This window comes from Variovorax sp. GW821-FHT10C12 (assembly GCF_059415405.1).
In genome coordinates this window covers 361,232-374,461 of record NZ_JBWKNE010000002.1, presented here as the reverse complement: position 1 = coordinate 374,461, position 13,230 = coordinate 361,232, and the positions used below count along the sequence as shown (strand labels likewise).

12 protein-coding genes are annotated in these 13,230 nt (G+C 70.8%); 6 read left to right on the top strand and 6 right to left on the bottom strand.

Annotated features, from left to right (window positions below; all coding sequences use genetic code 11):
- Positions 1 to 75 precede the first annotated feature (75 nt).
- The 5 genes from AC07OH_RS15010 to ppk2 all read right to left on the bottom strand — a co-directional run bounded on the left by AC07OH_RS15010 (position 76) and on the right by ppk2 (position 4,778).
- Positions 76 to 759: a hypothetical protein gene (locus AC07OH_RS15010; protein WP_495301194.1), complete on the bottom strand. Its 684-nt coding sequence runs from the start codon at positions 757 to 759 to the stop codon at positions 76 to 78.
- 127 nt (positions 760 to 886) lie between these two features.
- Positions 887 to 1,219, bottom strand: a complete 333-nt coding sequence (locus AC07OH_RS15005) for a nucleotide pyrophosphohydrolase (protein ID WP_492677463.1) — start codon at positions 1,217 to 1,219, stop codon at positions 887 to 889.
- Between the two features lie 43 nt (positions 1,220 to 1,262).
- Positions 1,263 to 2,696 (bottom strand): MFS transporter, encoded by a 1,434-nt coding sequence (locus AC07OH_RS15000; protein ID WP_495301193.1) that lies wholly within the window; start codon positions 2,694 to 2,696, stop codon positions 1,263 to 1,265.
- Positions 2,697 to 2,767: 71 nt separating this feature from the next.
- Positions 2,768 to 3,802 (bottom strand): extracellular catalytic domain type 1 short-chain-length polyhydroxyalkanoate depolymerase, encoded by a 1,035-nt coding sequence (locus AC07OH_RS14995; RefSeq protein WP_495301192.1) that lies wholly within the window; start codon positions 3,800 to 3,802, stop codon positions 2,768 to 2,770.
- A 49-nt stretch (positions 3,803 to 3,851) separates the two neighbouring features.
- A complete protein-coding gene (gene ppk2, locus AC07OH_RS14990) occupies positions 3,852 to 4,778 on the bottom strand; it encodes a polyphosphate kinase 2 (RefSeq protein WP_495301191.1) in 927 nt (308 codons plus the stop codon).
- A 158-nt stretch (positions 4,779 to 4,936) separates the two neighbouring features.
- Between ppk2 and AC07OH_RS14985 the strand changes: the two genes are divergently transcribed.
- Complete coding sequence (locus AC07OH_RS14985; protein WP_492677457.1) at positions 4,937 to 6,580, top strand: inorganic phosphate transporter; 1,644 nt, start codon at positions 4,937 to 4,939, stop codon at positions 6,578 to 6,580.
- 9 nt (positions 6,581 to 6,589) lie between these two features.
- The gene (locus tag AC07OH_RS14980; RefSeq protein WP_489059512.1) at positions 6,590 to 7,630 is read left to right on the top strand and encodes a transporter; all 1,041 of its coding nucleotides are present in this window, start codon (positions 6,590 to 6,592) and stop codon (positions 7,628 to 7,630) included.
- Positions 7,631 to 7,643: 13 nt separating this feature from the next.
- Here the strand turns inward: AC07OH_RS14980 and AC07OH_RS14975 are convergent, their stop codons facing one another.
- The gene (locus AC07OH_RS14975; RefSeq protein WP_167394989.1) at positions 7,644 to 8,585 is read right to left on the bottom strand and encodes a LysR family transcriptional regulator; all 942 of its coding nucleotides are present in this window, start codon (positions 8,583 to 8,585) and stop codon (positions 7,644 to 7,646) included.
- A 146-nt stretch (positions 8,586 to 8,731) separates the two neighbouring features.
- Between AC07OH_RS14975 and AC07OH_RS14970 the strand changes: the two genes are divergently transcribed.
- The 4 genes from AC07OH_RS14970 (at position 8,732) to AC07OH_RS14955 (ending at position 13,218) form a co-directional block, all read left to right on the top strand.
- Entirely contained in the window at positions 8,732 to 9,682 is a 951-nt protein-coding gene (locus tag AC07OH_RS14970; RefSeq protein WP_495301190.1) for a Bug family tripartite tricarboxylate transporter substrate binding protein, read from the top strand.
- A gap of 9 nt (positions 9,683 to 9,691) precedes the next feature.
- Positions 9,692 to 11,266: a GMC family oxidoreductase gene (locus AC07OH_RS14965; protein ID WP_495301189.1), complete on the top strand. Its 1,575-nt coding sequence runs from the start codon at positions 9,692 to 9,694 to the stop codon at positions 11,264 to 11,266.
- Positions 11,267 to 11,386: 120 nt separating this feature from the next.
- Entirely contained in the window at positions 11,387 to 12,244 is an 858-nt protein-coding gene (locus AC07OH_RS14960) for a 3',5'-nucleoside bisphosphate phosphatase (protein WP_062482136.1), read from the top strand.
- A complete protein-coding gene (locus AC07OH_RS14955; protein ID WP_495301188.1) occupies positions 12,241 to 13,218 on the top strand; it encodes a DMT family transporter in 978 nt (325 codons plus the stop codon). Before AC07OH_RS14960 ends, AC07OH_RS14955 begins: the two co-directional genes overlap by 4 nt.
- Positions 13,219 to 13,230: the final 12 nt, after the last annotated feature.

The window sequence follows — 13,230 nt, the reverse complement described above, 5'->3', positions numbered from 1 at the left end:
GGGGCTGGCGATGGAGAGGAGTCTGCGGAACGCACCACAAAGGGGAAATACGCCGGGTGGCGTACACGGAGGTACTCAGGCGGGGGGACGGGCCGGGGCTGCCGGCGCCCCGCCCTGCGGCTGGCCGGCGCGCATGCACATCTCGTCGAGGAAGCCTCGCTCCAGCCTGTCGCCATTGGCCTTTGCATCCCGCGCCCAGGTACAGGCGGGGGCAAAGTCGTTCCTCAGGTAGTACACGAATGCCATGTTGGCGCGGGCGTTGCGCGCCGTCGCCGAGACCTGAAGGGCCTTGTTCAACTGGACCCGGCTCTCCTCCAGGCGTTTCTCCTGCCAGAGGAAATGGCCGTAGTCGACGAACGCCTCGGCATCGACCACCAGTTTCGACGTGGCCAGTCGGAAGAAGCGCTCCAGGTCGGGCGACGCGTCGCCGCGAACGGCCATCACCAAAGCGAAGCCGTGGTACGTGTTGCCGTTCTCAGGGTCCAGCAGCCACGCCTGGTTGAAGCGCGCCATGGCCGTCGTCAGGTCTCTCTTACCCCAGGCTGTCCAGCCCCGTTGGATGGCCTGCCGGGCGCCCTCGGCGCGCGAGAGGCCCTGCTTCTCCATCGACGCGATGAAGTCGGCATCGGCGTTCTTCATTGCTTCTGTTTTCGCGCGACCGCCGTACATCGGCAACTGGTTGATCGGCAGCGGGTCGGCGGATGCGACAGCTGCGGTGAGCAGCAACAAGGCTGCGATGGCGATCCAAAGACGTTTCATTCGAGTCTCCCTGTGTGTTCTTGGTGAATAGACAGGGCAGGCTAGTGAGCGCCCGGCGGCGCGGGCCGCCAAATCGCGAAAGCATCACCGTGCGATACCCGAGGGACATCGCCGGGCGACGCCGGGCTCAGGGATCGCGCGGGGTTTCGGCCGGGTACTTGCGCGCGTTGACGATCATCTTGCGCCGCGCCGCATCGGCCAGATCGACGCCGAGCTGGTCGGCCAGTTGCAGCAGGTAGAGAAGAACGTCGGCCATCTCGGCGGCCACCTCCTCGCGTTTTTCCGGCGCGAGCGTCCGGCTCTGGGCCTCCGTGAGCCACTGGAAATGCTCCAGCAGTTCGGCGGCTTCGACGGACAGCGCCGATGCCAGATTCTTCGGTGAATGAAAGGGCTCCCAGCCCCGCGCGCTTGCGAACGCGCGCAGCGCCTGGGTCAGGTCTTGAAGATCGTCGGCGGCCATGTCGCTCCTGGAAAGTCCCCGGGAGTTTGGCATGGCCGCACGGCTACGCGATGCGGCTGCCCCGCCGGTGCAGCACCGCCACGAGCAGCGCCGACACCATCAGGTACACCAGCGCCACGCCGAATGCCGCCGTGTAGTCCGCCTCGCGCCCCAGCTGCCCATAGAACAAGATCCCGATCAACGCCACCCCCAGCGCATTGCTCGCCTGCTGCACCATCGACAGCACGCCCGACGCCACGCCCGCATGCTGCGGCGGCAGGCCCGCGAGCACGGTGGACACCAGCGGCGCCATCACCATGCCGAGCCCCGCGCCCTGCACGAACAGCAGCGGCACCATCCACGCCACGACATGCGTATGCCCCGGCCAGCCGGCCACGTTGGCGCATTGCAGTGCATGCCCCGCCGCGAGCACGAGGGCGCCGAGAGCGATGGGTGGCTTGCCACCGAAGCGACGGGCGATGCGGCCGCCGGCCATCGAGGTCGCGAAGAAGCCGACGGCCAGCGCCGTGAAGACGATGCCCGAGTGGAGCGCGCCCAGCCCCATCCCCTGCTGCAGGTACAGCGCGAGCACGAAGTAGAACGAGGCGTTGCCCGCATAGAAGGCCAGCGTGGTGAGCAGCCCGGTCACGAAGCGGCGGTTGGCGAGCAGCACCGACGCCACCAGCGGCGCACCGCCGCGTGCCGCAAGGCGGCGCTGCTGCCCCGCGAAGAGGCCCCACAGCGGCACCGCGGCGGCCAGGCACAGCCAGCTCCACAGCGGCCAGCCCTGCTGGCGCCCTTCGACCAGCGGCAGCACCACGGCCACCGAGCCGGCCGCAACCAGTGCAACACCTGCCAGGTCGAGCCGGCTGCTGCCACTGCCCTGCGTCAAAGGCGGCACCACGCGCGGCGCGAGCACCAGCGCCAGCAGGCCGATGGGCACGTTGATGAGAAAGCAGCTGCGCCAGCCGAGCCCCGCGAGGTCGGCATGGATCAGCACGCCGCCCACCAGCTGCCCCAGCGTGGCGCCCAGGCCCAGCGTGAGCCCGTAGGCTGCGAAGGCCCGTGCCCGGTCTTCGCCCGTGTAGGCGAGGCCGATCATCGCGAGCACCTGCGGCTGCAGCAGCGCGCCGGCCAGGCCCTGCAGCACGCGCGCGGCCACGAGCAGCTCGGCATTCGGTGCCACGCCGCAGGCGGCCGAGGCCAGCGTGAACAGCAGCAGGCCGAGCATGAACATGCGGCGCCGGCCGAACAGGTCGCCCAGACGGCCGCCCGTGACCAGGCCCGCGGCGGTGGCCAGGCCGTAGCCCGCCACCACCAGCTGCAGCGTGCCCGCGCTGGCCTGCAGGTCGTGCTGCATCGATGGCAGCGCGACGTTGACGATGAAGAAATCGAGCACCACCAGGAAGGTGCCGCTGAGCATGACCCACAGGCCCAGCGGGCCCGGTGTGGCGGACGTGATCGACGGGGCAGGAACGGCAGGGTTCGACGAGGTCATGGCCCCCACTGTCGGCACCGGCGGGCATCGCGGCAATGACCTCCAAGGTCATGCGCGCAAGGCGCAGGCGCTCAGCGCTTGTCGAACTGCGCAGACGCAAACGCCCAGGTCATGCGCGTGGCGTCGGGCCCGAGCGGGTCGCTGAACAGCTGCCCCCGCGCCCCGCCGCTCCACGAGTGGCCGAGCCCCGCGATCTCGCACAGCGTGACCAGCGTGGCGCCCTTGCGCTTGAAGTCGGTCACGCGCATGGCGTGGCGCTTGCCGCGCTGCAGGTTGCGCGGCGTGCCGGGGCGCGCGCCCAGGGCGGTGGCCCAGACGGCCGCACTGCTCACGGCGTTGCTGGGTGCCACCACGGTGTCGGCGTCGCCGTGCAGCACCAGCATCGGTGGCAGCGTCGCGAAGACGGCCGCGGCGCCCATCGCCTTGCCGACCGCGGTGACGGGCATCGGCGGCACGTGCTCGCCGCGCATCGCACCGAGCGCGGTGGCCGGCGACTTGGCGGCGCCGGGCGCCACGCCCGAGTGCATGACCACGGCGCGAAAGCGGTTCGGGTAGCGCGTGGCCAGCAGCGCCGCCATGCTCGCACCCGCCGACAGGCCCGCCACGGCCACGCGGTCGCGATCGGCGGGGTACAGCATGCAGGCCTGGTCGACGGCGGCCATCAGCGTGGCGGCCTCGGCGTCGGCCTTGCCGGAGCGGCGCTCGTACCAGTTCCAGCAGCCCTGCGGATGGGCGATGCGGTCCTGCTCGGGATAGAGCACGAGAAAGCGCTGGCGCGCCGCGAGCGTGTTCATGCGCGTGCTGGCCGCGAAGTCGCGCCCGGTCTGGCCGCAGCCGTGCAGCATGACCATGAGCGGCAGCTTCTCGCCGGGTTGCAGTTCCAGGCCGGCCGGACGGAACAGGTGAAAGCCGCGTGCACCGCCGGGGCCGAGCGCCATGCCACTGAGCCAGTCACCCTTGCCGGGCGGTGGCTTGAGCCGCTCGGCGGTCGCGCGCCGCACCCGGCCGGCCACGCGCTTGCCGTTGCTCAGCGTGAGCTTGGTGAGCGCCTTCAGGTTGCGCTCGTAAGCGCGGGCGAAGAAGGAAGCGGTGGAGCGACGGGCCATGGCGCAGTGTGCAGGCAAAGCGCCATGTGGCCAAACGGCCGCGAAGCCCTCAGTAGATTTCCGGCACGATCATGGTGGCGGGCACAGGCTGGCGCAGGTAGTCGTCATGCCGCTCGCGCGCAGGCAGCTCGACCGGCGCGTGCGCCACTTCCTGGTAGGGCAGCTGGCCCAGCAGGTGGCTGATGCAGTTCAGGCGCGCCTTCTTCTTGTCGACGGCCTGCACCACCCACCACGGCGCCTCGGGGATGTGGGTGCGCTCCAGCATGATCTCTTTCGCCTTGGTGTATTCCTCCCAGCGGCGGCGGCTTTCGAGGTCCATGGGGCTGAGCTTCCACTGCTTGAGCGGGTCGTGGATGCGGCCCAGGAAGCGCATGTGCTGCTCGTCGTCGGTGATGGAGAACCAGTACTTGATGACCTTGATGCCCGAGCGCACGAGCATCTTCTCGAACTCGGGCACGGTGCGGAAGAACTCCTCGTACTCGTCGTCGCTGCAAAAGCCCATCACGCGCTCGACGCCGGCGCGGTTGTACCAGCTGCGGTCGAACAGCACCATCTCGCCGGCGGCCGGCAGGTGCGCCACGTAGCGCTGGAAGTACCACTGCGTGCGTTCGCGGTCGTTGGGCGCGGGCAGCGCGGCCACGCGGGCCACACGCGGGTTCAGGCGCTGGGTGATGCGCTTGATGACACCGCCCTTGCCCGCTGCATCGCGGCCTTCGAAGAGGATGACGACCTTCTGCTTGCTGTGCTGCACCCAGTCCTGCAGTTTGACCAGCTCGCCCTGCAGGCGAAAGAGCTCCTTGAAATAGGCCTGGCGCGCCGCCTTGTCGGACACGGAAGACACGGCCGAGCCGGGGTCGAGCCCGTCGAGGTTGCGGTCTTCGATCTCCAGTTCGAGCTCTTCGTCGTAGCTGTCGATCAGGTCGCGGGCGATGCGTTGCATCAGGTCTTCGTGGTCGGGAAGTGCGCTCGTCAGCATGATGAAAGGGGGAAAGAGTGGCGGGTAGACAAAAAGCATGCTGCACCCGCCGCATGACGGCGGCGTGACGGTTTTGCGGCGGGTTCCTGTCAGCCGACACGCCGTTGTCACATGGCGCGAACACCATCCGGAGCACTACAACAGCCCAAAAACCGTCCATGAACACGCTCGCCGCCCCGCCCTCGCAAGCACCGGAGATGCCGGCCGCGCCCAGCGCGGCGCACCGGCCCCAGCTCGACGCCAAGCCCGGCGCGATCACGCTGATTACCTTCGTGGGCCTGCTGGCCGCGGGCCTGTTGTTCACGGCCTGGAGCCTGGTGGGCGACGTCACGGCCTCGGGCGCGCCGGTGACGACCTGGGTGCCTTACATCCTGCTGGGCGTGGCGCTGCTGATTGCGCTGGGCTTCGAGTTCGTCAACGGCTTCCATGACACGGCCAATGCCGTGGCCACGGTGATCTACACGCACTCGCTGCCGCCCAACTTCGCGGTCGTGTGGTCAGGCTTCTTCAACTTCCTGGGCGTGCTGGTGTCCAGCGGTGCGGTGGCCTTCGGCATCATCGCGCTGCTGCCGGTGGAGCTGATTCTTCAGGTGGGGTCGGGCGCGGGCTTCGCGATGGTGTTCGCGCTGCTGATCGCCGCGATCATCTGGAACCTGGGCACCTGGTGGCTGGGGCTGCCGGCGTCGTCTTCGCACACGCTGATCGGCTCGATCATCGGTGTGGGCGTGGCCAATGCGCTGATGCACGGGCGCGACGGCACGAGCGGGGTCGACTGGGCGCAGGCCACCAAGGTCGGCTATTCGCTGTTGCTGTCGCCGATGGTGGGCTTCGGCTGCGCCGCCCTGCTGCTGCTGGTGCTGCGCGCCTTCGTGAAGAACCGCGCGCTGTATGAAGAGCCCAAGGGCAGCACGCCGCCGCCGTGGTGGATTCGCGGCCTGCTCATCCTCACTTGCACCGGCGTGTCGTTTGCGCACGGCTCGAACGACGGGCAAAAGGGCATGGGCCTGATCATGCTGATCCTGGTGGGCACGGTGCCGATGGCCTATGCGCTGAACCGCGCGATGCCCGCGAACGAGACCGTGAAGTTCGTGGCGGTGGCCGAGATGGCGCAGAACGCGCTGAACCGCAAGGCGCCCGCCACCCTGCCCGCGCTGGAACCCGCCGCCGCGCGCGACACGCTCTCCACCTACGTGCGCACCCGCGAGTTCAACGACCGCGTGGTGCCGGCGCTCGCCGTCACGGCCGGCAGCATCGGCCAGCAGGTGCGCCAGCACGGCTCGCTGGCCGCGGTGCCGGCCGAGGCGGTGGCCAACGTGCGCAACGACATGTACCTGGCCTCGGAGGCCATCCGCCACCTCGACAAGAGCGGGGCCGCGGCCTTCGACGACGAGACCAAGCTGCGCGTCAACACGTTCCGCCAGGAGCTGGACAGCGCCACGCGCTTCATTCCGCTGTGGGTCAAGATCGCGGTGGCCATTGCGCTGGGCCTGGGCACCATGATCGGCTGGAAGCGCATCGTGGTCACCGTGGGCGAGAAGATCGGCAAGACGCACCTGAGCTACGCGCAGGGCGCCTCGGCCGAGCTGGTGGCGATGTGCACCATCGGCGCGGCCGACATGTACGGGCTGCCGGTGTCGACCACGCACGTGCTGTCGTCGGGCGTGGCCGGCACCATGACGGCCAGCGGCTCGGGCCTGCAGATGTCCACGCTGCGCAACCTCGCGCTGGCCTGGGTGCTGACGCTGCCGGTGGCCATGGCGCTGTCGGGCTCGCTGTACTGGCTGTTCACCCGTCTTTTCTGATCACACACCTTGTCGTCGGTATTCCATGACCTGTCCGCCCAGACCTACGGCGGCGACGAAGCCGGGCTGATCTGCGGCTACCTGTTCGATGCCGCAGCGCCGGAGCCGGCGCGCGCCATCGATTCGGCGCAGGCCGCCGCGTGGCTGGCTGCGCACAACGGCACGGAGGACGACGGCGGCGCCTACGTGTGGCTGCACTTCAACCTCAGCCACGCGCACGCGGAGCGCTGGTTGACGCGGCACGCGGCGCTGTCGGACACCTTCTACGAGACGCTGCACGAAGGCCTGCCCTCCACGCGCATCGAGCGCGCGGACGACTCGCTGATCGCGGTCATCAACGACGTGCACTTCGAGTTCAGCTTCGAGCCCTCGGACATTTCGACGCTGTGGATCAGCGTCGGCCCGCGCCTGGTGGTCACGGCGCGCACCAAGCCGCTGCGCTCGGTCGACGCGCTGCGCACGGCCGTGAAGGCGGGCGAGGCGCCGCGCTCGAGCACCGAGCTGCTCGAGCACCTGCTGCGCGCGCAGGCCGACGTGCTGGTGAAGATCGTGCGCGGCGTGACCTCGCGCATCGACCGCATCGAGGACGAGCTGCTGGCCGGGCGCCTGGACCACAAGCGCGCACGGCTGGGCGTGCTGCGCCGGCTGCTGGTGCGGCTGCAGCGGCTGCTGGCGCCCGAGCCGGCCGCGCTGTTCCGCCTGCTGCAGGGCCCGCCGGCCTGGATGGCCGAGCCCGACGTGCAGGAGCTGCGCGGCTCGACCGAGGAGTTCTCGGTGGTTCTGCGCGACATGCAGGCGCTGCAGGAGCGCATCAAGCTGCTGCAGGAAGAAATCGCCGCCAACGTCAACGAGGACAACAACCGCAGCCTGTTCGTGCTGACGGTGGTCACGGTGCTGGCGCTGCCGATCAACATCCTGGCCGGCCTGTTCGGCATGAACGTGGGCGGCATTCCGCTGGCGGAGCACAAGCACGGGTTCTGGATCGTGGTGGCGATCGTCGCCACCTTCACCGCCGTGGCCGCCTGGACGGCGTTTCGCAAGAAGCGCTGAGGCGCGGTCGCACTCAATCCGACGGCAGCGGCGCGGCAGCCGCGTCCTGCATGCATTGCAGGAAGACGCGCGTGGGCGTGTTCATCGCCTCGCTGCGCAGGCGGAAGGCGCACATGGGGCCGCGCAGCAGCTCGCCCGGCATGGCGATGCGGCGCACGAGCCCGCGCCGCTCGAAGTCTTCGGCGTAGTGGTTGGCGGTGGCCCACAGCAGGCCCGAGCTGCGCACGAGGTGCAGCGCGAGCGGGGCCGAGTCGGCCTGGATGTCGGCCGGATGCGGGCCGCCCGGGCGGCGGTGCACCGACAGCATGCGGTCCAGCTTGGGCCGCAGCGGCGTGCGGTGCGGCGGCAGCACCCAGCGCTCGTTGGCGGCCTCGGCCCAGGTCGGTGCGCGCTTGAGCGCCAGCCGGTGGCGCGGCGCCGCCACGATGCTGCTGAACTCCTCGTACAGCGGCGTGACCTCGACGCGGTTGAGGTCGACCGTCCACTCCGCGTGCGCGAGCATGAGGTCGATGCGCCCGTCCTGCAGCGCGCCGTGCAGGTCCTCGATCTCCAGCGTCTGCACCATCGGGCGCACGTGGGGCAGCATCTGCGAGGCCTGCAGCAGCGCGGCCGCGAGCCGCTGCGCCGAGAACACGGGCAGCACGCCCAGGCGCAGCTCGCCGCTCACGCCCACGCGCAGGTCGCGCAGCGACTCCTCGGCCAGCATCAGTTCGCCCAGCACGCGGTCGGCGTGCCGGACCATGCTCAGCCCCGCCGCCGTGGGCGAGATGCGCTTGGTGGTGCGCTCGAACAGCCGCACCTGCAGCGTGGCCTCGAGCTGGGCCAGCGTGCGCGACAGCGCGGGCTGGGTGGTGTTGAGCAGCTCGGCCGACTTGCTCAGGCTGAGCGTGCGGCCCAGCTGGCTGAGCAGCCGCAGCTGGCGCAGCGTGAGGTTTCGTTCCAGGAAGGAGGCCATGGCCATTTATATCGGCAACGGTATGAGTACGCTCGGATTTCTCATTTGTCGCCCTCCCCCGGCCTGCCCAGAATCCGCCCACCGCCCTGGCACCCCGGAGACCTGCGATGACCGACCCAACGAAGCGATCCCTTTGCGCCGCCCTCATGGCCGCCGCCACCCTGCTGGCCGGCCTGCTGCCCGCCGGCGCCGCGGCCCAGGCGTACCCGTCCAGGCCCGTGCGCCTGATCGTGCCGTGGGCGCCCGGCACGCCGGCGGACGTGGCGGGCCGCGTGGTGGCCGAGCGCATGGCGGGCGCGCTGGGCCAGACCGTGTTCGTCGAGAACCGGCCGGGCGCGGCCGGCACCGTGGGCCTGGGCGAGGTGCTGCGCCAGCCGGCCGACGGCTACACGGTCTACATGCTGTCGTCGGCCTCGCTGGTGGCGCCGCTGCTGTTCCCCAGCCAGTCGCTCGACCTGCTCAAGAGCCTGGAGCCGGTCGGCATGACGGCCTGGAGCTACAACGTGCTGGTGGCGCCCGCCGCCTCGGCGCTGGGCTCGCCGCGCGAGCTGGAGGCCGCGGCCAAGGCGCGGCCGGGCACGCTGAGCTTCGGCTCCGGCGGCAACGGCACGCCGGCGCACCTGGCCGGCGCGCTGTTCGCCCAGCAGACCGGCAGCCAGCTCACGCACGTGCCGTACAACCAGTTCCCGATGGCGGTGGGCGACCTGCTGGCTGGCCGCCTGGACACCATGTTCCTGACCGCGTCGGCGGCGCTGCCCCACATCCAGGCCGGCAAGCTGCGCGCGCTCGCGGTGACCGGCGCGCAACGCCTGCCCGCCCTGCCCGCCGTGCCCACGATGATCGAGCAGGGCTACGCGGGCTTCGAGCTGCGCTCCTTCGACGGCATGACGGTGCGCAGCGGCACGCCGCGCGAGATCGTCGAGCGGCTCGGCGACGCGCTCGCCAAGGCGCTGGCCGCCCCCGAGGTGCGCGAGCGCCTGGCCACGCTGGCGCTCGAGCCGGAGCCGATGACGCCGGCGCGCTTTCGCACCGTGCTGGCGGCCGAGTCGGACAAGTGGCTGCGCCTGGGCCGCGGCGCCGGCATCAAGGCCGACTGAGCGCGCACGATGCAGGCAGACATCGTGATCGTCGGGGGTGGCTCGGCGGGCTGCGTGCTGGCCGCCCGCCTGAGCGAAGACCCCGCGCTGCAGGTGGTGCTGGTCGAGGCGGGGCGGCCCTCGCGCAACCCGTGGCTGCGCATTCCCATCGGCTACTTCAAGACGGTGGGCCACCCCCGGCACGACTGGCGCTTCGAAACCGACCCCGAGCCCGACATGGCGCAGCGCCGCCTGCCCTGGCCGCGCGGGCGGGGGCCGGGCGGCTCCAGCCTCATCAACGGCATGCTGTACCTGCGCGGCCACCGCGCCGACTACGACCAGTGGGCCGCCCTGGGCAACCCGGGCTGGGACTGGGACAGCGTGCGCCCCTACTTCGACCGCTCGCAGCCCGCGGCCGACGGGCCGTTGTGGGTGTCCGCGCTGCCGCGCGATGCGCTGTCCGATGCCTTCATCGCCGCGGCGGCGCATGCCGGCATCGCGCCCACGGCCGACTTCAACGGCGGAGACAACAGCGGCGCCGGCTACTTCCGGATGACGACGCGCCACGGCCGGCGCATGGACACCGGGCGGGCCTTCCTGGCGCCGGCACTGGGCCGGCCCAACCTGCGCGTGCTGTCGGGCGCGCAGGCGACCCGCGTGTGCTTCGAGGGGCGGCGTGCCGTCGGCGTGGAATGCGTGCGCGACGGCAAGGTCGAGCGCGTCTCGGCGCGGCACGAGGTGATCCTCAGCGCCGGTGCCATCCAGTCGCCGCAGCTGCTGCAGCTCTCGGGCGTGGGCCCGGCCGGGCTGCTGGGCCGCCTGGGCCTGCCGGTGGTGGCGCCGCTCGAGGGCGTGGGGCGCAACCTGCAGGACCACCTGCAGGTGCGGCCCAGCTACCGCTGCCACGGCATCGAGACGCTCAACGACATCGCCCACAGCCGCTGGCGCAGCGCGCGCGAGTTCATGCGCTACCTGCTGACGCGCGGCGGCGCGCTGAACGGCGGCGTCTACCGCGCCGGGGCCTTCTTTCCGGCGGGCGACGATGCCGCGGGGTGGCCCGATGCGCAGATCCACTTCGGGCTGGTGAGCTTCGAGCGGCCGCACCAGCCGCCGCACCCGTTCCCGGGCGTGACGCTGTCGGCCTGCCTGCTGCGCCCGCACAGCCGCGGCGAGATCATGCTGCGCTCGGCCGATCCGCTGGCGGCGCCGTCGATCCAGCCGCGCTACCTGTCGCACGAAGCCGACCGCGCGCTGGCCGTGCGGCTGGTGCGCAAGATGCGCGAGATCGCCGCCGCACCGCCGCTGGCGCGCTACCTGGCGCAGGAGCACGAGCCCGGGCCCGCGCTGGCCAGCGACGCGCAGCTGCTGGACTGGGTGCGCCGCCGCGGCGGCAGCATCTTCCACCCGGTGGGCACCTGCGCCATGGGCCCCGCCGACGATGCCGCCGCGGTGGTGGACGCCCGCCTGCGGGTCCACGGGCTGCAGGGGCTGCGCGTGGTGGACGGCTCGGTGATGCCGCGGCTGGTGTCGGGCAACACGAACGCGCCGATCATCATGATCGCCGAGCGCGCCGCCGACCTCGTCAGGCACGACCTGCGCGCCTGAGCGGCCACGGGACGGCGCGCGCCAGGCCGCTTGGGCGATGAGGTTAATGCTATTTATCTAGTAGCACCGCGAAGCATCCACACGCCGATGTCGGCGGGCGAGAGCGCCTAGAATCGGCCGGTGTCTTCTACTCTCAATGCCGATCTTCACTGCCACTCCGTGGTCTCCGACGGCACATTGACGCCCGAAGCGCTGGCAGCCCGCGCGGCCGCCAACGGGGTCGAGCTCTGGGCCCTCACCGACCACGACGAGGTCGGCGGCCAGCACCGCGCCGCCGCGGCCGCGCGCGAAAACGGCATGCGCTACCTCACGGGCACCGAGATCTCGGTGACCTTCGCGAACGAAACCGTGCACATCGTCGGCCTGGGCTTCGACCCCGACGACGCCGCCATGTCGCAGGGCCTGTACGACACGCGCGGCGGCCGCGGCAAGCGCGCGCAGGAAATGTCCGAGGGGCTGGCCAAGGTCGGCATCCACGGCGCCTACGAAGGCGCGCTCAAGTTCGTCGGCAACCCCGAACTGATTTCGCGCACGCACTTCGCGCGCTTCCTGGTCGAGCAGGGCCACTGCCGCGACACCCCCGAGGTGTTCCGCAAGTTCCTCACCGAAGGCAAGCCGGGCTACGTGCCGCACCGCTGGGCCTCGCTGAAGGACGCCGTGCACTGGATCACCGCCGCCAAGGGCATGGCCGTGATCGCGCACCCGGGCCGCTACAAGTTCACGGCCAACGAGGAGTACGCGCTGTTCCTCGAATTCAAGGCGCACGGCGGCCAGGCGATCGAGGTCGTCACGGGCAGCCACACGCCGGCCGAGTTCGTCGAGTACGCCGACAAGGCGCTCGAGTTCGATTTCGCCGCCTCGCGCGGCAGCGATTTCCACAGCCCCGACGAGAGCCACTGCGATCTCGGCAAGCTGCCACCGTTGCCCGGCAGCCTCACGCCGGTGTGGGAACTGCTCGGCCACCGCATCCAGCAGTGAGCCAGAGCCCCGGGCCCGGCATCGACAGCGCGGCCACCGCCGCGCTCGCCCAGGCACGCGCCGCAGCGCAAACCCGCCGCCGCACCGAATCCGAACGCATCCTCGCGGGCATCGGGCTGGTCATCCTGGCGGTGTCCTGCTTCGCCACGCTCGACACCGCCACCAAGTACTCGACCCTGGCCGTGCCGATCCTCATGGGCGTGTGGTTCCGCTATGCCTTCCAGGCCGTGGCCACCACGCTGGTGCTCTTGCCGCTGCGCGGCACGGCCCTGCTGCGCACGCAGCACCCGCGCTACCAGGCGCTGCGCGGGGCGCTGCTGCTGGGCTCGAGCCTCTTTGCCTTTTTGAGCCTGCGCTACATGCCGCTGGCCGAGTTCACGTCGATCGTGCTGATCGCGCCGCTGGTGATCACGCTGCTGGCCGCCACCACGCTCAAGGAGCAGGTGTCGCCGCTGCGCTGGACGCTGGTGGCCGGCGGCTTCATCGGCACGCTGGTCATCCTGCGCCCGGGCGGCGGCAGCTTCAGCTGGGCCATGCTGCTGCCGCTGGGGCTGGTGCTCACCAACGCCTGGTTCCAGGTGCTCACGAGCAAGCTCGCGCAGACCGAGAACCCGCTGACCATGCACTTCTACACGGGCTGGGTCGGCACGCTGCTGGCCTCGGTGGCCGTGCCCTTCGCCTGGACCGCCCTGCCCTCGTGGGAATGGTGGGCGCTGCTGTGTCTCATGGGTTTCATGGGCACGGTGGGACACTTCATGCTGATCCTGGCCTACCAGCGCGCGCCGGCCTCCACCCTCACCCCGTACCTGTACGCGCAGATCGCCTTCGCGATGCTGGGCGGCTGGCTCATCTTTTCCCACGTGCCCGACCGCTTCTCGCTGATCGGCATGGCGATGATCGCCGTGTGCGGCGCCGCCGGCGCGTGGCTCACCGTGCGCGAACGGCGTGTGCCGATCGAGCCTGCGGAATCCTGATCAGGAGCAACT

Bases quoted from the DNA above. Each gene is read 5' to 3' on its own strand.
- AC07OH_RS15010 (WP_495301194.1), bottom strand. From the start codon at position 759: ATGAAACGTCTTTGGATCGCCATCGCAGCCTTGTTGCTGCTCACCGCA.
- AC07OH_RS15005 (WP_492677463.1), bottom strand. From the start codon at position 1,219: ATGGCCGCCGACGATCTTCAAGACCTGACCCAGGCGCTGCGCGCGTTC.
- AC07OH_RS15000 (WP_495301193.1), bottom strand. From the start codon at position 2,696: ATGACCTCGTCGAACCCTGCCGTTCCTGCCCCGTCGATCACGTCCGCC.
- AC07OH_RS14995 (WP_495301192.1), bottom strand. From the start codon at position 3,802: ATGGCCCGTCGCTCCACCGCTTCCTTCTTCGCCCGCGCTTACGAGCGC.
- ppk2 (WP_495301191.1), bottom strand. From the start codon at position 4,778: ATGCTGACGAGCGCACTTCCCGACCACGAAGACCTGATGCAACGCATC.
- AC07OH_RS14985 (WP_492677457.1), top strand. From the start codon at position 4,937: ATGAACACGCTCGCCGCCCCGCCCTCGCAAGCACCGGAGATGCCGGCC.
- AC07OH_RS14975 (WP_167394989.1), bottom strand. From the start codon at position 8,585: ATGGCCTCCTTCCTGGAACGAAACCTCACGCTGCGCCAGCTGCGGCTG.
- AC07OH_RS14970 (WP_495301190.1), top strand. From the start codon at position 8,732: ATGGCCGCCGCCACCCTGCTGGCCGGCCTGCTGCCCGCCGGCGCCGCG.
- AC07OH_RS14965 (WP_495301189.1), top strand. From the start codon at position 9,692: ATGCAGGCAGACATCGTGATCGTCGGGGGTGGCTCGGCGGGCTGCGTG.